17 protein-coding genes are annotated in these 18,794 nt (G+C 59.3%); 9 read left to right on the top strand and 8 right to left on the bottom strand.

Annotation, left to right across the window (positions count from 1 at the left end; all coding sequences use genetic code 11):
- From ACKVY0_RS10155 to ACKVY0_RS10135, 5 genes are all read left to right on the top strand, one after another.
- Nucleotides 1–214: glycosyltransferase (locus tag ACKVY0_RS10155; RefSeq protein ID WP_409214702.1), on the top strand; the 214-nt coding region annotated here is incomplete at its 5' end.
- Nucleotides 211–684 (top strand): hypothetical protein, encoded by a 474-nt coding sequence (locus ACKVY0_RS10150; protein ID WP_409214701.1) that lies wholly within the window; start codon nucleotides 211–213, stop codon nucleotides 682–684. The genes ACKVY0_RS10155 and ACKVY0_RS10150, both read left to right, overlap by 4 nt.
- 44 nt (nucleotides 685–728) lie before the next feature.
- On the top strand, nucleotides 729–1,814 hold the full coding sequence (locus tag ACKVY0_RS10145; protein WP_409214700.1) for an Mrp/NBP35 family ATP-binding protein: 1,086 nt from the start codon (nucleotides 729–731) through the stop codon (nucleotides 1,812–1,814).
- A gap of 41 nt (nucleotides 1,815–1,855) precedes the next feature.
- Nucleotides 1,856–3,535 (top strand): M28 family peptidase, encoded by a 1,680-nt coding sequence (locus ACKVY0_RS10140; RefSeq protein WP_409214699.1) that lies wholly within the window; start codon nucleotides 1,856–1,858, stop codon nucleotides 3,533–3,535.
- A 35-nt stretch (nucleotides 3,536–3,570) separates the two neighbouring features.
- On the top strand, nucleotides 3,571–4,293 hold the full coding sequence (locus tag ACKVY0_RS10135; RefSeq protein WP_409214698.1) for a DUF4058 family protein: 723 nt from the start codon (nucleotides 3,571–3,573) through the stop codon (nucleotides 4,291–4,293).
- A gap of 481 nt (nucleotides 4,294–4,774) precedes the next feature.
- Here ACKVY0_RS10135 and ACKVY0_RS10130 read toward each other — a convergent pair whose 3' ends face one another.
- Together ACKVY0_RS10130 and ACKVY0_RS10125 are read right to left on the bottom strand one after the other, a co-directional pair.
- Nucleotides 4,775–6,121 (bottom strand): 3-oxoacid CoA-transferase subunit B, encoded by a 1,347-nt coding sequence (locus ACKVY0_RS10130; RefSeq protein WP_409214697.1) that lies wholly within the window; start codon nucleotides 6,119–6,121, stop codon nucleotides 4,775–4,777.
- Between the two features lie 57 nt (nucleotides 6,122–6,178).
- Nucleotides 6,179–7,558 (bottom strand): spinster family MFS transporter, encoded by a 1,380-nt coding sequence (locus ACKVY0_RS10125; RefSeq protein WP_409214696.1) that lies wholly within the window; start codon nucleotides 7,556–7,558, stop codon nucleotides 6,179–6,181.
- 112 nt (nucleotides 7,559–7,670) lie between these two features.
- Between ACKVY0_RS10125 and ACKVY0_RS10120 the strand changes: the two genes are divergently transcribed.
- Together ACKVY0_RS10120 and ACKVY0_RS10115 are read left to right on the top strand one after the other, a co-directional pair.
- Nucleotides 7,671–8,492, top strand: a complete 822-nt coding sequence (locus ACKVY0_RS10120) for an SDR family NAD(P)-dependent oxidoreductase (RefSeq protein WP_409214695.1) — start codon at nucleotides 7,671–7,673, stop codon at nucleotides 8,490–8,492.
- Between the two features lie 126 nt (nucleotides 8,493–8,618).
- Nucleotides 8,619–9,308: a Uma2 family endonuclease gene (locus tag ACKVY0_RS10115; protein ID WP_409214694.1), complete on the top strand. Its 690-nt coding sequence runs from the start codon at nucleotides 8,619–8,621 to the stop codon at nucleotides 9,306–9,308.
- 53 nt (nucleotides 9,309–9,361) lie between these two features.
- Here the strand turns inward: ACKVY0_RS10115 and ACKVY0_RS10110 are convergent, their stop codons facing one another.
- From ACKVY0_RS10110 to ACKVY0_RS10090, 5 genes are read right to left on the bottom strand one after another with little or no spacing between them, the layout of a single operon-like run.
- Nucleotides 9,362–10,201 carry an SDR family NAD(P)-dependent oxidoreductase gene (locus ACKVY0_RS10110; RefSeq protein WP_409214693.1) on the bottom strand — a complete coding sequence of 280 codons (840 nt, stop codon included), beginning with the start codon at nucleotides 10,199–10,201 and terminating at the stop codon, nucleotides 9,362–9,364.
- Nucleotides 10,194–11,705 (bottom strand): CoA-acylating methylmalonate-semialdehyde dehydrogenase, encoded by a 1,512-nt coding sequence (locus ACKVY0_RS10105; RefSeq protein WP_409214692.1) that lies wholly within the window; start codon nucleotides 11,703–11,705, stop codon nucleotides 10,194–10,196. Before ACKVY0_RS10105 ends, ACKVY0_RS10110 begins: the two co-directional genes overlap by 8 nt.
- Nucleotides 11,706–11,710: 5 nt before the next feature.
- A complete protein-coding gene (locus tag ACKVY0_RS10100) occupies nucleotides 11,711–12,574 on the bottom strand; it encodes an acetoacetate decarboxylase family protein (RefSeq protein ID WP_409214691.1) in 864 nt (287 codons plus the stop codon).
- Between the two features lie 54 nt (nucleotides 12,575–12,628).
- Nucleotides 12,629–13,519, bottom strand: coding sequence for a 3-keto-5-aminohexanoate cleavage protein (locus ACKVY0_RS10095; protein WP_395724398.1), 891 nt, complete (start codon nucleotides 13,517–13,519; stop codon nucleotides 12,629–12,631).
- 36 nt (nucleotides 13,520–13,555) lie between these two features.
- Nucleotides 13,556–14,002, bottom strand: coding sequence for a PaaI family thioesterase (locus ACKVY0_RS10090; protein WP_409214690.1), 447 nt, complete (start codon nucleotides 14,000–14,002; stop codon nucleotides 13,556–13,558).
- A 383-nt stretch (nucleotides 14,003–14,385) separates the two neighbouring features.
- Here ACKVY0_RS10090 and ACKVY0_RS10085 point away from each other — a divergent pair, with 383 nt between their 5' ends.
- Both ACKVY0_RS10085 and ACKVY0_RS10080 read left to right on the top strand, forming a co-directional pair.
- Complete coding sequence (locus ACKVY0_RS10085) at nucleotides 14,386–15,486, top strand: exo-alpha-sialidase (protein ID WP_409214689.1); 1,101 nt, start codon at nucleotides 14,386–14,388, stop codon at nucleotides 15,484–15,486.
- 265 nt (nucleotides 15,487–15,751) lie between these two features.
- On the top strand, nucleotides 15,752–17,254 hold the full coding sequence (locus tag ACKVY0_RS10080) for a glycoside hydrolase family 28 protein (RefSeq protein ID WP_409214688.1): 1,503 nt from the start codon (nucleotides 15,752–15,754) through the stop codon (nucleotides 17,252–17,254).
- 278 nt (nucleotides 17,255–17,532) lie between these two features.
- Here the strand turns inward: ACKVY0_RS10080 and ACKVY0_RS10075 are convergent, their stop codons facing one another.
- Nucleotides 17,533–18,708: an IS4 family transposase gene (locus ACKVY0_RS10075; protein WP_409214703.1), complete on the bottom strand. Its 1,176-nt coding sequence runs from the start codon at nucleotides 18,706–18,708 to the stop codon at nucleotides 17,533–17,535.
- Nucleotides 18,709–18,794 lie beyond the last annotated feature (86 nt).

Genomic DNA, 18,794 nt, shown 5'->3' with positions numbered 1-18,794 from the left:
CGAGTTGATTGATCGGCTTGGTGGCGGCCACTTGGTTCCACCTGAAAATCCACGACTTCTGGCCGAAAAGCTCGAAATGGTGCTTTCGGATTTGCCAGCCGCGCGAGCCCTGGGGCTCCAAGGCCGCAAGGCAGTGATGGAGCATTCAACAACCAGGCACGAGGCTGAGCGCCTGCTTCGGATACTCGGCGGTCTTCGGAGTTCTGCCGTATGAACAGGACGCCTTGTCGGCTGCTGGGTGAATCGTTGGTGTGGGTGACTTTTGATCCAGCCCGGACGGTATCGGCGGCGCTTAGGTGGATGTTGCAGGCTGAGTACGTGGACCGCGATGTACGTCTGGATATCCAGGAAGCTTCCTCGGTAGAAGAAGCCGGTCGCCTTTCAGAGCAGTTGAAGGCTGGTTTGTTCACTCTGGTCCTAGCCGAAGAAGATCTCGCTGGAGCCTGCAAGGCTCTGCGACGTGTTCAAGCTCGTCAGAGATCCTGCGTTCGTTGCGTTTATGTGACGCAGAGGGAACTAGTATCGGACGCGCGATTGCTTGAGGCGGGTGCCCAGATCGTCATCGACCAGATACCATGGATGCAACGCATCGTGCCTCGATTGGCCGAACAAGCCCCGCGCCGTTCTGGTGGCAACCATCCGATCACGATGGGGTTGGTCGATCGACTGCCTTGGCGCAATTGAGCGTTTTACCGGGAATTTTGTCGAGTAATCCATCGAGTAATCCAATGAGCGATGATCCTGTTCTTTCCAAAATCCAAGAGGCTGTTGGCCGGATGCGTGATCCTGAGACCGGTCGGCCGTTGAGCAAGACAGGCCAAGTGGGCGAGATCCAATACGATGCGTCTGCCAACAGCGTAAAATGCACGATCAAGTTGAGCACGCACAGTTCGCCTGTGCGCGATGAGTATTCAGAGAGCGTAGCCGAGGTGATTCGATCCACGGTGCCCGAGTTGGCTCGCGTCGAAATGAAGGTGGATACGCTGGATCGACCGCCAGCGACGATCGGCCAAGTAGGTATTACAGTAAAAAGCGTGATCGCGGTCGGTTCGGGCAAGGGAGGGGTTGGAAAGAGCACACTGGCGGCTTCCATTGCGTTAACGCTTGAAAAAGCCGGTGCCACCGTGGGACTAATGGATGCCGACGTCTATGGGCCCAGCATTCCTCATCTCCTTGGGCTTTCGGGTCGGCCAGAGATACAGAACGGAAAGATTGTACCCATTTATGCTGGCCGCATGCCGGTTATGTCGATGGGATTTCTGATCGAGAAGGATCAGGCCGTCATCTGGCGTGGTCCCATGCTTCATGGTGCAATCAATCAGTTTCTTCGCGATACCTATTGGGGGCAACTCGACTACTTGATCATCGATATGCCGCCTGGTACCGGTGACATCGCCTTGACGCTCTCACAGATGCTACCGCTCAGCGGGGCGGTGGTTGTTTGCACTCCGCAAGAGGTCGCATTGCTGGATGCAGTCAAGGCCATCGCCATGTTTCGCAAGACGGAGATTCCGATTTTGGGCATGGTTGAGAACATGAGTGGCTTTGTCTGTCCTGATTGTGGCAAACAGTACGATATCTTTGGCCGAGGCGGGGCTCGCGACAAGGCCGAAGAATTGAAAGTGCCCTTCTTGGGGGAGGTTCCACTGAATATTTCGCTTCGTCAAAAATCAGATCAAGGCAGTCTGGCGGCCGCGCTCGAAGAGCCTATCTGTCATGATGCGATGCAGCGTATAGTTCGCTCGCTTGTCCGCGAACTGGCAAGAAAGGCCGCCATGGCTCCCATGTCTGCACCGCTGCCGATACTGACATGACCGAGTTGTCCAGTCAGAGGCAAGCGGAATCTCGGTGGTGGATGTCTCTGTCGCTCTTCGTCCTTGCAGCCCTTTATGGGGCAGTTCGCTACTCTGGACCCGGTTTGGTTCCAAATGGGTCCGACGTTGTTTCCGCAGCCGGTGCGTTGGAAACGTTGGACATGCTGCTTGGCGAGGAGCAGAAAACGCACGCAGCCGGATCGAAAGAGAATGAGCATGTGCGGGTACGCTTGCTGGGAGCGCTTAACGAACTGTCAGCACAGACGTGGCAATTGCCCCTGGCGGAAAACGAAGACGAAGAGCGTTCGCAAAAAGGCATGGTCAACATCGTTGCTCGGATTGAAGGCAAGCCGAGGGTTCGTCCCGTGATGCTGGTAACGCATTACGATTCGTGTCCCCATGGACCTGGGGCCGGCGATGCAGGGCAATGCGTGGCCGCGATCCTGGAAGTATTGCGTGTCTTAAAGAACAAACCACTGGAGTATGAACTATGGTGCGTCTTCACCGACGCCGAAGAACTTGGCCTGGTAGGGGCAGCGGATTTGATGGAGCGGAGCGAATTTCCATGGGGGCAAGAAACTCCTCTTGTTCTAAATTTCGACGCGCGAGGCGATCGCGGAGCAGTGCTCTTGTACGAGACTCACGAGAATAATCTGCACGCTATGCGAGTGGCTGCCAAAGCACTCGCTTCGCCAGTCGTTTCAACGAGCCTCATGGTCAACATCTATCAACGATTGCCCAATGGAACCGATTTTACGGTCTTTCAAAAGAAAGGCTGTCCGGGTTGGAATTTTGCGGTGATTGGCGGGGCTGAGCGCTATCATACGCCTGATGATTCGATGGACCATTTGAGTCCTCGAAGCGTTCAACATTTTGCATCGCATGGGATGAGCTTCGTTCGTCGTCTGGATCGACTCTCAGCGGACGAATTGAAATCGATCGAGCGTTCGGAACCGGCGGTCTTCTTCGACATCTTCGGATTCGGTCTGGTGGTCTATCCCGCCTATTGGAATTGGGTGCATCTGTGCGTGGTAACTGCGATTTGGATGACGGGTTGGTTCTTGGTTCGGTCTCGATCGAACTGGCTCAAGTGCACGCTGGTTTTCGGAGTCATCTTTGCGGCCCTGCTCGCAAGCGGTCTGACCGGGTGGGCCATCGCAGGCGGCATGGCGGCCTCCGAAATGCTGCCGCGTCGCTTTGTAGAATACTACGAGTATTACTGTTTATTTTTCGTGGCCGCAGCCATCATGATCGTAATGGTCTTGGGACGAACGTTGTCGACGGTGTGTTCGCGAGCCGAAATTCTCATTGGGTTGATTGGGGCGTTGTTGTTGATAGGTTGTACAGCTTGCCAGCGATTACCTGGCGGTGCGTACTTATTGCTTTGGTCTTCCGCAGTCTTAGCAGTGCTGCTCATATTCGAATCGCCATTGTTCGACGCGAAAAGGATCAGTGCCAAGTGGGCTTCGCTCCATGACAATTTGGGCCTGATAGGTTGTATCGTACCCGCAATACTCTATGGACCCACTTATGTCCTTCTAGCCCGAGCCATGGGACCACATGCGAGCGTGCTGCTAACCGTTGCCATAACGCTGATGTTACTGCCAACCATCGTCGTTTGCCGCATGTCACCTCCCCCAACGAAGCAGAGGCGGGGTCCATTTTACACAGTGGTCTCCCCTGATAGACTGGGGGTCAGCTATGTTGCTGGCCGACTTTAGGCAAGACCCACTGAACCGAGGGGCTGAACATGCCGATGCACGACTGGTCCCGGGTTGGAGCCGGGATCTACCATAATTTTCACTATCTCTGGTTGTCAGCGATAACCAATCGTCTGAACGCTGGGCTGCTCCCCAAGGGGACGATCGCGATGGCCGAGCAAGTCATCGGCGGTACTGAGCCAGATGTGGTCGCGCTCCAACAAAATCACATCAGCTTTTCAACCGAAGGTCGTAGCGCGGCCACGATGACCGAAGCCCCACCGCAACCGAAGACGCAGTTTGTAGTTCCGTTGGAAGCCGAACGATACGCCGCGAAGGCACATCGAGTGGTGGTTCGACACTCGCTCGGCAAGGTTCTCGCCGTAGTCGAATTAGTTTGTCCTGGCAACAAGGACTCGCGTCACGCGTTGCGTTCCTTTGTAGAAAAAACTGTCCACCTGCTCTACGACAATATCAATCTGCTCGTCATCGACCCATTCCCACCCGGCCCCCGCGATCCTCAAGGCATTCACAAGGCGATATGGGATGAGATCACCGATGAACCCTTTGAGTTACCCAACGATCGCAAGTTAACGCTCGCGGCCTATCAAGCCGCGCCCATAAAAACGGCGTTCATTGAACCTTTTGCAATAGGAAAGCCCATTCCCGAAATGCCATTGTTCCTGCACAACGATTTCTACATCAACGTGCCTCTGGAACAGACCTACATGGACACATGGACCGTTCTTCCACAACTGCTTCGCGATCTCGTTTTGTAAAGCTAAAGTCGTCTTGCACTTTGCATGCCCCTTGCCACCAAGTCTCGCTTTGATTGGCCGGAGGATTCTCACTTGGGTTGGCCGAGCGATCGGATTCCAGTTCTCGTCGCAGCGAAGCAACGTCCCTGGTTCGTGGAAGGGTTGACCGCTGTCAGCGTCTCACAGCAGCGGGGACGAACACCAGTCGCCCTTCGCGAACCTCCGAAATCGGCTTTTGTTAAGTGGGATCGATGGGGCGGACGCCTTGGATTCGGCCGCGCGGTGTCATGCCGCGGAGATTGATCGGTAGCTCGAGGCGATGCTCTTGGGCGTCACCGGGCGGAGTTGGCTGGGGAGCCTGGGAAGCGAAAGCACGCTGGTCAACGCTGGTGAAATCGTTATTCAATTAAGTGACAGCCGAGGCAGATGCGTAAACCATATCAAATATTCTCCTTCGACACTTAAACCACGCCCCCGTCCCTTTTTTCGCCCCCTGACATCATCACGCCACCTCGAACGGGGCGCCGGTGCGGGCGCGTATTTCGTCGAGACTCACGCCGGGATGCAGTTCCGTCAGCACGAGGCCTCCGCCCGGCTTCACCTCAAACACACCGAGATCGGTGATGATCAGGCTGACCACGCCTTTGCCCGTGATGGGCAGCGTGCACTGCGGTAGGATCTTCGGGCTGCCGTCCTTGGCGCAGTGCTCCATGACCACGACCACACGCCGCACACCGGCGACCAAATCCATCGCTCCGCCGGGGCCCTTCACCATTTTCCCAGGCACCATCCAGTTCGCGATGTCGCCGTTGGCGGCTACTTCGAGCGCGCCTAGAATCGACAGGTCAATGTGGCCGCCGCGGATCATGGCAAACGAGTCGGAGCCGGAGAAAAAGGCTGAGCCGGGAATCGTCGAGATCGTCTGCTTGCCAGCGTTGATCAGGTCGGGATCGACTTGGTCGTCAGTTGGAAATGGGCCGATGCCGAGCAGGCCGTTCTCAGACTGGAGGGTGACGTTGACGCCTTGGGGGATGAAGTTGGCGACGAGCGTTGGGATGCCGATGCCGAGGTTGACATAGTAGCCGTCGCGCAATTCCTGCGCGGCGCGTTTCGCCATCAGTTCGCGAACGGGGGATTCCTTTTTCGGCGAGGCGTTGCCCTGCACGGTGCGGAACTCGATGCGCTTCTCGTAGTTCGAGCCCTGGATGATGCGGTCCACGTAGATGCCGGGCGTGTGGATTTGGTCGGGATCGAGGTCGCCGACTTCGACGAGTTCCTCGACCTCGGCCACGCAGACTTGGCCGCAGGTCGCGATCATGGGATTGAAGTTCCGTGCGGTCTTCCGGAAAACAAGATTGCCGGAGCGGTCGCCCTTCCACGCTTTGATGATGGAGAGGTCTGTCGTGATGCTGGGTTCGAGCACATAGGCCTTGCCGTCGAATGTTTTGGTCTCCTTGCCCTCGGTCAGAGTGGTGCCGAACCCGGTGCGCGTGTAGAAGCCGGGAATGCCCGCGCCACCGGCGCGCAGCCGCTCGGCGAGAGTGCCCTGGGGCACCAGCTCGAGTTCGAGTTCGCCGGCGAGCACCTGACGCTCGAACTCCTTGTTCTCACCCACATAGGAGGCCAGGACCTTTTTCACCTGCCGGGTCTTGAGCAAGATGCCCATGCCGAAGTCGTCCACGCCAGCATTGTTGCCGATGATGGTCAGCCCTTTCACGCCACGGTCGCGCAGCTCGGCGATTAAGTTCTCTGGAATGCCGCAGAGACCGAAGCCTCCGGCAGCGATCGTCATGTTATCGTGGAGCAACCCATCAAGGGCCGCCTTGGCGTTGGAGAATACTTTGCTCATGGGAAAAAGGGTGGTCGGGGCAAAAAAGTCACGGCATCGCAATGGCTGGTTTGGAGATCACTCAGGTGCATGCGCGGTGTTCCATTCCTTGAGCCGGTCAAGACTGCGGACAAAGGGTTTCAACCCAAACCAAAGGATGATCGCTGACGCCACTTGCGCGGTGGCAGTCACGATGGCCAGGGAATACCGCAGCATGGCGTCATCGTGAAAGAAGTAGTCAGTCACGACCGCGATCGCCGTGGGTCCGCAGCCGAGCCCGACCAACACATTGACGAAAAGGTAGAGCGCCCCTGCCTGTCCGCGCATGGGCGCGGGCATGATCTGCGTGATGGCCGCCGGTGCGCAGCCATAGGGTGCTGACATGAGAAACATCAAGGGCACCAGCAGCGCGAGCGCGAGCGTCGGGCTTTCCACCAGCGGAAATACTAGACTGATCGGAGCAGCGCAGATCGGGGCTAGCGACATGATACGCAGGTTAGCCTCGCGATGACCGCGCGACGCCAGGTAGTCTGCCAGTCGCCCGCCGCTGATGATGCCGATCGTTCCACACACCGCGAGGATGATGCCGAACTGAATGCCAATGTCTGCAGACGTCCAATGATGTGTGCGGACAAAAAACGTCGGTATCCACGCCTTCGAGCCATAGGTTGAAACGGCGAACAGTGAAATCCCCAGATTATGGCAGAGAAAGGTGACCTTATTCGCTTTGATATAGGCGATGACTTCCCGCAGTGGAGTCTCGACTTGTTGCAAGGCACCAGCGGCATCGCGCACCTGCCGCATGCCCCGGCGGATTGGCTCCCGAACGGTGAAAAGCAGGAGTGAGAAGACAATGCCGGGCAATCCCACCAGCAGGAAAATAATCTGCCACGGCCTGGTTTCTCCGATGATTGGCAAGGCCCACGATTCCTGCCCCGAGGCCAGCTTGATCACCACGCCACCCAGCAGCAGCGCGAGTCCTCCGCCCAGATAGATCCCGGTGCCGTAAACACTCAGCGCAGTCGCGCGGCGATGCGGTGGAAAGTAATCATAGATCAAGGAGTAGGCCGCTGGTGAGAGCGATGCCTCACCCAAGCCCACGCCGACCCGCATGAGCAACATCTGCCAGAAGTTCTTTGCCACTCCGCAGCCGGCAGTGAACAAGCTCCAGACGACAAAACCCACCGCGATCAATCCACGCCGGTTCTTGGTATCCGCCATGCGACCGAGGGGTATGCCGAAGAAGGTATAGGCCAACGCGAAAGCCGAGCCCATGAGCACGCTCATCTGCGTGTCATTGATATCCAGATCACGGCGAATCGGCCCGACCAGCAGGTTCAAGATGGTGCGATCAATGAACGAGAAAATATAGACGAACGTCAGCACCCCGACCACATACCAAGCATAGGATGCGGGCGGGTAGGGCGGCTCGGTGGGGTTGGATTTATTGTCGGACATTTCGGGATCAACATAGCTGCCTGGGATTGCAGTTGCAGGCAAGATGAATGGCAACTTCCAGCAGGTCTCATTCGAGATTGCGATGCTCCGAGCGGCTCACTAGACTGTGCTGATGAGCGATATCCATTTGCGAGAAAAAATTCTGACAGAACGCCTGTGCCTTGTGATCGGGGGCGGTTCGATTGCCCCTGGGTGGGGCATTGGACGGGCTATTTCGTTCGCCTACGCGAGAGCAGGTGCACGAGTCGCCGTCGCCGATTTCAACCTGCCATCCGCTGTGGAAACCGTGGAGATCATCCGCAGTGAAGGCGGCACGGCGGAGGCATTCCAAGTCGATGTCCTCGATGACACCTCGCTCGAGTCACTGGTGCGCGAGGTCACTGAGCGACTTGGGCCCATCGACGTGCTGCACAACAATGTCGGCTTGTCGAAAAGCGGCGATGCTCGCGATACCAGTGCGGCCGACTGGCGGCGCATCCAGGATGCCAATGTCACCTCTCTGCATGTGGCCGCGCAGGCCGTATTGCCCGGAATGATGGATCGCCGCCGCGGAGTCATCCTCACGACGTCCTCCATCGCCGCCCTCCGTCATTTGGGTTATTCATCGCTGGCCTATGCGGCCACGAAGGCTGCGGCGATTGCTTTCACGCGGACCCTCGCGATCGACTACGCCTCCTATGGGATCCGCGCCAATACCATCGTCGCGGGATTGATCGACACACCACGGATCGAAGTCGTCCTGCGCGGAGCCTACGCCGGATGCTCGCTGGAGGAGATGAAGGAACGGCGGCACAAGGTGGTGCCCTTGGGCCGCATGGGAACGGCTTGGGATATCGCCGAGGCTGCGGTGTTCCTTGCTTCGGATCGGGCCAGTTATATCACAGGGACGGAACTTGTGATTGACGGTGGGCTGAGCGCTACCGTGCCTCATTGATCGCGTTCAGGAACACTTCGTTTCAGTCCTCCACCAGACCAGCTTGGGAGGAAGTGACGAGCAACGCCGATAGCCACACACCCATCGCAAGCTTGCGCGTCGCAGCCTTGGCGCTAGTCTGCTGGCATGCCTGTTGCTACCCTCCCTCCTCGTCGTGCCGGTCGGCGCAGCCTGCCTATGAGCAGCCTGCGCGAGCCCGAGCCCGTGGCCGTGCTGGAGAACGGTGACCGTCTGACGGTGTCGGAGTTCATGCGCCGGTATGAGCGAATGAGACAGGTGAAGAAGGCTCAACTCATTGAAGGAATCGTCCATATGCCCTCACCCGTCCGCGCCCTCCAACACGCCAAACCAGATGGTCTCCTGCACGGATGGCTGTTCACGTATGCTCTGGAACATCCCGAACTGGAGTTCTATCCCAATGCTACCTTGCTGCTGGATGCCGACAACGCGCCGCAACCTGACTCCATCCTCTGCAGTGCCCCTTGCGAGGGCGGGCGCGTCTGGCTCGACGACAAGGGCTACCTTTGTGGCAAGCCTGAGCTGGTGTGCGAGGTCGCCGCAAGCACGGCGTCGGTGGATTTGCACGACAAACTGCGGGCCTACAGGCGCAATGGCATCCAAGAGTATCTGGTGTGGCTCACCACCGAGCAGAAGGTTCGCTGGTATCGCCTCGTGGATCAGGAGTATGTCGAGATCACAGAGGCCGGCGGCAAGCTCCGCAGCGAAGTCTTCCCCGGTCTCGTGCTGGATGTGAAGGCGCTGCTGAAGCACGATGGGCCGCGCGTGATCGCTGCCCTCAAGGCTCGGAAGCACTAGCTTCAGCCATCCTGAGGGCTGCCGATCCTCCTCGCGCCCACCGACTGGCGTGATCAGTGCATCTGGCCGCCACCCGCCACGCTGATGGCGAGGCCGGTGAGATAGTCGGATTCGGACGAAGCGAGGAACGCGGCCAGTGCGGATACGTCGTTGACTTCGGCCATGCGCCCGAGCGGCGAAAGCCCTGAGGCCCGTGTGATCAATGCGGCTCGTTGATCTTCGGGCGTGAGGTTCGAGGGCGCGAGGGCAGTGGCGATATCATCGATCCTCTCTGTGACGACGAGGCTCGGGCAGACCGCGTTCACATTGATGCCATGCGGGGCCAACTCTTGCGCTAGGCTTTGCGTGAAACCCACCACCGCGAACTTTGAGGCGCAATACGCGGCGTAACGCGCCGAGCCGTTCTTGCCGGCGGTCGAGGCGATATTGATGATCCTGCCCCCGCGAGCTGAGGTCGGGTCGGCGAGCATGGCGCGGGCCGCGGCCTGGCTGCAAAGGAAGGTGCCTTTGGCATTGATACGCTGCACTCGATCCCAATCCGCCTCGTCCAGTTCCACCACCGGCACGCGGTCGCGGCCAGCTCGGGCTGCGGCATTGTTAATCAGGATGTCGATCCGGCCAAAGGTTGCGATCACTTGGTCGATCATCGCCTGCACCTGGGTGGCGTCACCAATATCAGCAACGATCCCGACCGACCGCCGACCCAAGGCTTCGATTTCACCAACAACCTGGGCCATGCCTCCCCAACTGCTTCCTGGCGCCAATGCCGCGTGGATGTCGTTGACCGCCACGTCCGCCCCTTCCTGCGCGAGGCGCAGCGCGATGGCGCGGCCGATGCCACGCTCGCCACCGGCACCGGTGACTAATGCTACTTTTCCTTTTAGGTTATACATGGGCTTTCTTTGCTTCGGTATGCCAGATGTCGCCTTCGCCATAACTGAACCAACGGCTCGTCGTGACTTTTTGCTGTGTGAAGAATTGCACGCCCTCGCGGCCTTGCATGTGAAGGTCGCCGAAGAACGAATCGTTCCAACCGTTGAACGGAAACCACGCCATCGAAGCGGGCACACCGATGTTGATGCCGACCATGCCGCAGTTGACGCGATGCTTAAATTCACGCGCCGCCTTGCCGCTGCGCGTGAAGATGGCGGCACCGTTGCCGTAGAATGAGCGGTTCGCCAGCTCAATGGCTTGGTCCAAATCCTCCATGTGCATCACGTTCAGCACCGGGCCGAAAATCTCCTCCTTTGCCACCGTCATGCCGGTCTGGACGTGGTCGAGAATCGTCGCGCCGACGTAGAAACCATTGGGCGCTTCAGTGACTTTCACGCCGCGACCGTCGGCGGGTATCTTTGCGCCTTCCTTCACGCCGGCTTCGATCAATTCCAAAACACGGTCACGATGCTGACTTGTAATGACTGCGCCCATGTCGGGCTGCGTCTCGCGGTCGGTGGGACCGACCTTGATGCGCTTGGTGGCTTCGATGAGGGTGGGCAAAAGGGTCTTCTCCGCGCCGCCCACAACGACCGCCGTCGAGCCTGCCATGCAACGTTCGCCCGCACAACCAAACGCGGCTTCGATGACGCCGCGGGTGGAATTTTCCACGTCGGCATCGGGCATGAGGATGACGTAGTTCTTCGCGCCGCCATTGGACTGCACACGCTTGCCGTGCTTCGTGCCGGTTTCATAAATGTAGCGGGCAATCGGCGTGGAGCCGACGAATGAGATCGCTTTGACCTTCGGATGCGTCAGCAGCGCATCCACGACCTCGCGCCCGCCGTGGACGATATTCATCACACCTTTCGGCAGTCCGGCTTGTTCGAGCAGCTTGGCAATCTTGATGGCGGTGAGCGGAACTTTTTCGCTCGGCTTGAGGACGAACGTGTTGCCGCAAGCGATGGCGATGGGATACATCCACAACGGAACCATCGCGGGAAAATTGAAGGGCGTGATGCCGACACAAACGCCGAGTGGCTGGCGGATGGCTTCGCAATCAATGCCGCGCGCGATGTTCTCCAGCACATCGCCCATGAGCAACGATGGCACGCCGAGCGCGAACTCGATGACCTCCATGCCGCGTTTCACATCGCCACGCGATTCGACAAGTGTCTTGCCGTGCTCGCGCGTGTTACAACGGGCAATGTCCTCGAAATGATCTTCCACCAAGACCTTGAATCGTCCGAGAATCCGTGCGCGCTCGACAGGCGGCGTTTCCATCCACGCAGGAAACGCGGCGTGCGCGGCTTCGACAGCAGCGTTTGCGTCGGCAACAGAACCGACGGGACATTCCGCAATGGTTTCGCCGGTTGAAGGATTGAAAACGGGTGTGCCGCCGCCGTTGGTTGGGGTCCAGTCGCCGGCGATGAAATTGGGGCAGGGTTCGAGAGTTGTTGTCATGATGTTTAAAGGCTCGTCGCTGGTCCCTCCGGCGCGAGGAGGATCTGCATGTCGCTGAGATCCTTGCCGCCCACGGTGTGGGAGACAGTGGCACCGCGATACTCGAGCACGTCCAGAGCGTGCAGCGCGTTCACGATCATGTATTGCGTCGGCATGTCCTCCCACCGCGCCAGATGAAACTGCAGCTTTCCCTGCCCGCGCGACATCGATGTGACGACACGATTCGGCACCGCGATTGGCGTTAACACGGCGTATTGCACATCCGCTCGCCCCGGCTCGCCGGTCCGCGGCATATACTTGTAATGGAGCGTGCCTGCACTCTTGGCGGCGACGGCGTTGCCAGTGATTTGCTCAGCGCTGAGCGGTTGGAGTTGGCCCACCGAAAGGTCCATGAATCGGAAGCCATCCCAATTCGCCGCGCAGTGCAGCTCATCGTTGCGTGTCACGGGTTCGGGCAGGTCGGCGAAGATCTTCGAGTAACCCAGCTCTTCCCGTCCGGTGATGATTGGCTCCGTCAAGTTCTCCCAGAGCACCAGCAGGAAGCTGCCCGCCGTCAGACCTGCCTTGCCGTGATAGATGGCCGGAATCGTGACACCGAGCATGTTGTAGCCGCGACCCGCCAGCCACTCGATTTCCTTCATGTAAGTAGCCGTGACCGTCACCACCGGCTCAGCCCCGAGCGAAAACCCCGGCGGCAACAGAGCGCTCAATTGCTCTTGGCGGCTCAAGAAACTCACCGAGATGGCCGTGGTCTTCGGCGTGTCCTTGCAGGCAAAGCGCTGGCCATCGGGGCCACGGCGCGGACCAGTCGCCGGGCCGAAATGCGTTGGCATCCGATACAGTTCCGCAGGTTCAAACTGGTAAGACATTGGAGGAATTTGTGCAGGTTATTCGCTTGGCTAGATCTGAAACAATGGCCGGGACTATTGACGCGCCGCAGGTGTCTTGAGCCCGAGCAGCTCGCGAGCTTCCGCGACCGTTGCGAGTTTGCCTCCGAGTTCGCGGATGATCCGCACGGCTTTCTCGACCAGCGCTGCGTTGCTGGGCGCGAGTTCCCCCTTGGCCAGATAGACGGTGTCCTCCATGCCGATCCGACAGTGACCGCCGAGAATGAAGGCCTGCGCAAGCATGGGGAATGCGTGACGACCGGCACCGAAGGCCGCCCACTCGCAGTTTTTCGGTAACTGTGATTTGGCGAGTAACATCATCTCGGGCGTGGACGGCATGCCGTATTTGACGCCAGTGACGATCTGGAAAAGCGCCGGCACCTTCAACGTTCCATCCGCCACCAAGTCCTGCGCCAGCACCAGATCCCCGGTGTCGAAGACTTCCAACTCGGGCTTCACACCCGCAGCATACATGCGCTCTGCCATGAGTCTCACGTTGCGAGGGCTGTTAATCACCGCCCCACCGCCAAACCACATCGTATTGAGATCAAGTGTGCAGATCTCCGGCTGCAGCTCGACGATGTGCTCTGTGCGGATTTCCGGCGTCTTGAACAATGTCCCTGGAGCCGCGACGTCCGGTTGATCATCGCTCGGAAGGTATCGTCCGCCCGGACCGGTGGTCAGATTGATGATGAGATCGGTGTCGCTGGCGCGGATCTGCTTCACCACCTCGCGATAGTATTCGAGGTTCATGCTCGGGCGCCCCGTTTCCGGATCGCGCACATGGATATGACAGATCGCAGCCCCGGCTTTCGCCGCTCCGATGCACGCCTCGGCGATTTCAGCAGGTGTGACCGGCAGTGCGGGATTTTGCTCGCGCGTCGTAAACGACCCGGTCACGGCACAGGATAGGATGGTTGGCTTCATGTTAGTGGTTCTTTGCTCGTCTGCGTCACGCGCTGGTTAGGGTTCGGTCGCTGCGGGCTTCCGCACACTCCACGTCGAGGTGGCCGCCGCCGCCAGCGTTTCGTCAGCATCATACATCTTCGCCTCCAGGAAATGGGTGCGCTGCCCCTGGTGCAGGAAACGCGCCTCGCACCGAGCCACGGGGCCGCGGATGGGCGCGAAATACTGGGTCTTCATTTCAATCGTAGAGCCCGGCACGCCCAAGGTGTGCCGGAGCAGGTGCCCCATGCTCACGTCGAGCACGAACGCAGTCACACCGCCATGCAGACAGCCCTGCGGGTTGAACATGAAATCATGCACCGGGAACCGAACGATGCAGGCCGCGTCGAGATACGAGAACTCCAAGCTGTAAAACCGCGCCAGAAAGAAGGTCTCGAAACCCGGCTCGCTCTCACGGAGCGCGGTCTCGAACGCAAGGCGGGCGGGAGAGGAATCGAGAGGCATGGTCAAGGTGTTAGGTGTTCTTTGTTTCGCGCAAGAGTCACAGTTTTTTTGTTGGGTCAAGAAATTGTCATGGCGCGGCAAATCCGCCTCCATCGATAGCCGCGCCATCGCGATGGTGGCGCAACACGCTGAGACATCTCGCTGAAAACATCCCATAAGCCCCACCCCACCCGTGCGGCAGTAGCCACTGTTTTCCCTGGTATCAGGCCGCTCAACAGGTCTTGCCGCCCTGAAGCACGGACTCGGCGGAAGCGGCGTTCTTTGAAGAAGCGACGGTCGGTTTTCATGGGGCGGTTTTAGCCTGAGCGTAAACGCCTTTACTTTGTTGGCCACGAATCCCTCGCGCAAATGCGGGTGCTGCGGGTGTATTCGCCAACGTAATCATGAAGCACACCCTCACACTCAGCGCGGCACTCCTCTGCCTCGTGTCCTCCGTCTCCGCTGAGGATCGCAAGCCCGTCCTCGTCGAATCGAAGCGTATTTGGGACAAGGCCCAATACAACTCCTTCACCGATCTCACCCGCTTTCGGGACCAGTGGTTCTGCTGCTTCCGCGAAGGGATCGCTCACACGGCGGACATCGGGAAGGTGCGCGTCCTGCGTTCGCCCGATGGCGTCGCGTGGACTTCGGCAGCGCTCATCGAGGAGGACGACATTGATTTGCGCGACCCGAAGTTTTCGATCAAGCCGGATGGGCAGTTGATGATCATCGCGGGAGGTTTGACATACGACCTGTCGCAGAAACCCGCGCCGGTGAAGACGAAGCAACCGCGTGTGATGTTCTCCACCGACGGCCTCACCTGGACCAAGCCAGCCAAAGTTCTCGAAGAGGGACAGTGGCTCTGGCGCGTCGATTGGCATGAAGGCAAAGCTTATGGCATCAGCTATCCCTACAAGCGTGCCGAACACCCCGATCCCAAGGTGGCGGAAGCGGCGGAAACGAACGGCCCTGTGCCGCCCGGTCCTTATCCGTGGAAGGTGAAGCTGGTGACCAGCACCGACGGCTTGAAGTGGGAGACGGTGACCCACCTCGACGTGCCGGGCCGTCCCAACGAAGCCACCGTCCGCATCCGCCCCGATGGTGAAATGATCGCCATGGTGCGGCGGGAACGCGGCAACTACTTTGGCTGGATCGGCAGCAGCCGGCCGCCCTATCGCGAGTGGACATGGCATGAAACAGAGCACCGTTTTGGCGGGCCGAACTTCATCGTGCTGCCCGACAACTCGCTCATCGCGGCAGGCCGCAGCTTTCGGCAGCCTTACTCCACCGTCATCGCCAGCATGGACCGCGAGCACTACGACATCGCGCTGAGACTCCCCAGCGGCGGCACCGACACCGGCTACCCAGGCATGGTGTGGCACAACGATGAACTGTGGGTCAGCTACTATTCCAACCACGAAGACAAAGACGGCAATCCGCAACCCACCAGCCAAGAACACCAGCCGACCGCCATTTATCTAGCCCGTATCCGATTCACCAAATGAAACCCATCCTATTCCTGCTCACAGCCGTGGCGACCAGCTACGCTGGTCGCAGTGCATGCCGCTGAGAACATCGAGTGGCTCATCCAATACGACGCAAAAGCGCTTCCCGGCGCACCCTGGGCTGCCCTAGGCAAACCCGATGCGGAACTCGAAGAGGGTTCGCTTCATTTGAGCGATGACTCTAAAGACGACCTGGCCGCGTTCTAACTACAAACCCTCCGCACCTTGAATCCCCTTCAACCCTTAGCCGCAAACTTCCACTCTCATGCTTCCCTTCACCATGCCGCTCTTCCGACGTAGCGCGTTTGCAATGGCCGCCTTGCTAATACGGCTTGGCAGCGCCGATACTGCTGACTTCAACATCATGGACTTCAATGCCGTGCCGGATGGAGTCGCGTATTGCACCGAGGCCATTCAACAGGCTGTGGATAAAGCCGCCGCAGATGGCGCAGGCGTCGTGGTCATCCCCAAGGGACGCTTTCTCACGCGCCGCATCGAGTTGCGCAGCAATATCACGTTGCGCCTCAGCGAGGGCGCCCATTTGCTCGGACCGCCCACGCCGCAAGAGTATCAAGGGCAGCACTATCTGCTGTGGGCTCACGATGCTTCGAACATCACCATCACAGGGCCGGGAACCATCGACGGACAGGCTATAGACGATCCTTCCAATGCCTTTTGGACGGTGACCAAATCCGCCGGGCTGTTTTACAAGAAGCGCCCCGAGACCGAAAAGGCCGGGCTGTTCTTCCTCTTCTTCCGCAACTGCACCAACCTGCACTTCGAAGGCTTCACGCTGCAACATTCGCCCGGCTGGAGCATTCTAACGGAGTCCTTCGACCATGTGAGCTTCCAAGGCCTCACGCTCCGAAACTCGGTCTTTGGGCCAAACACCGATGGCCTTGATCTCGTCGGTTGCAGCCACGTCAGTATCGACCACTGCGCCATCACCACCTGCGACGACGCCATCGTGTTGAAGACCAACCCCAAGAACATGACCTGCGAGCATGTTCGCATCAGCCACTGCCAATTATCGAGTCCCAGTTACGGATTCAAAATCGGCACCGAGACAGCCGGCAAATTTGACGACATCGAACTCACCAATAGCACGATCACCGCCCCAGACGCCCGTGGCACGAGAGGTGGCGTCTCCCTACAATGCGTGGACGGCGGCAGCATCGAGCACGTCACGCTGAAGGATCTGCAACTCAGCGGAGCACGAGCGCCGATCTTCATCCGCCTGGGCGCTCGCCTGCGCTATGGGGCCAAACAACCGGGCGGCCTGCGTGATGTGCTCATCGAGAATCTCAAAGCCACCTCACCCCAAGCCCGCGATTGGAGTTCCTCCATCGCGGGACTGCCAGATCATCCCGTGGAGAACCTCACGCTCAAAGGCATCGACCTCACCGTCACCGGTAGCCAGTCCGCCGACAAAGCCCAACGTGAAGTGCCCGAGGAAGCCACCAAATACCCCGACGCCCAAATGTTTGGCGACCTGCCCTCCTTTGGCTTCTATCTTCGCCACGTCAAAGGCCTGAAGCTCGAGAACGTGCGCATCACCTGCGTCAAACCCGATGCCCGCCCCGCCCTCGTCTGTGACAACGTCGCAGGTCTCGTCCTGGATCAAGTCCAAGTCGCACCAGGTCACGGTCCAGCCGTCGAACCCGCCGCACCCATGTTGCAATCGCGTGGAAGCACCTCGACCAAAGTCACGCAAGCGAAGAGCGATGACGGTGTATTCACGCTCACCACTCAGGCGTCTGCGCCATGATCTGAAGACGCTAAAACCAGATACGTTTGCCAATCAGCGACCGCCAGGGCCGACTTCCACATGTCAGAGAAGTTTGCTAAGCGATGGGGGACGCGCCAGTGATGCGAAACACAAGCCAGCTCCATAAGCGCTAACTTAGTAGAAGTTTGATGCGCGGAACTCTTGTGCGTCTGCCCTCGGCTAGATCCTTTTGCAGGTCGTGCCAGTTTTCGAGACAGTCCTTGATCTGCAACCTGGGCCAGAGCGCATCGCGCAGCAGATTGAGCAACACCTCGCCCTCACGCCAGAAACTCCGCTGGCGAGTCTTGTTCCAGCCAACGTCCGCCCCAGGGGGAAAGGGCCGCCGCGTGGCGTTGCATCTTCTCGCTGAGCAGCGCGATGAGCAGCTTCCCATACACCCACGCTCGACTCGATGCCGCGTCGCGTTTGGGCATGTGTCCGACGTCTCCGAGTGATTTGAGCCGTTTGAATGCCAGCTCGATCTGCCAGCGCACGCGATACCATTCAAGCACCTCGGACGCGCTCAGGATGTCCTCGCCCACCGTGGTGAGCACCACGATCCAGCCGCTGTGCTCCAGGGTCACCTCGCGCAGCGTGTTTTGTTTGCGCGTGGCGCGTTGCTTGAGTTTGCGCACCGCCAGCGCACTTGCTTCGATGCTCTTGCGCACGGCGCAAAGCCGCGCGGGGATGCGTTCTTTGCTACCCTTTGGCGCAGGCAGCCAGACGCACAGGGCGCCGACTTGTCCGGGTTTACTGAGGCACCCGAGCCAGTCGAGCAACACCACCGGGCTGCCATCGGCGAGTTCCAACGGTGTGCTCTGATCGTTGAGCCGCACGATGACGCTGCCGCCGTGCCGATGCACATGGTCGATGCCGGCGAGATGACTGAAGCCTCGATCAGCCAGCAGGCAGTCGCCGCGTTTGATGGCGAAGTATTTGAGTGACTCGCCATTGCCTGCACCCTTGGCCGAGGTGAGCCGGAAGCAATCGCACTGCCAGTCGGGCACGCGCAGGCTGTAGAGCACGCGCCACTGACTGCCGGTGTCGCCGGGCTCCTTGATGATGGTGCTGTCCACCAGCCGCATGCGCAGGCCGCGGTGCATTTGGGGCAGGCTCATGCCACTGTCCTTGAGCAAGCCTGCGCAAAGCTCGCGCAACCAACCCTCACAAGCGCGGAGCTTTTTGAGCAGCGCCACATCAGACATGCTGACCCAGCCCGCAGCCTTGGCCACCGCCGAGGTGGTGCGCAGCGAACAACCATGTGCGATGTGCAGCAACAAGGTGCGCAGCAAGCTGCTCACCGAGGTGGCGCCGCGCAGACGGCGCACACCGCCGGAGGTCTTGGCCAGCTCTTGCCAGTCTGCGGGCAAGAGCGTTAGCAGGTAGTCCCAGTTCCCATCAGTGAGTTCATGGTTCCGGGTAGAGCCGCCCGTTGCCGGGCGGCTCCCCCACAGACCCGTGCTAGCCCAATTAAGGCACACGGTTCCTCAGATCAGGATTTCGCGTTATAGATGGAATGCACGACCCTGGGCGGTGGCAG

It is taken from the genome of Prosthecobacter sp., assembly GCF_046154365.1.
In the GTDB taxonomy this organism is placed as follows: Bacteria; Verrucomicrobiota; Verrucomicrobiia; order Verrucomicrobiales; family Verrucomicrobiaceae; genus Prosthecobacter.
This window is presented reverse-complemented; position numbering and strand designations above follow the sequence as displayed.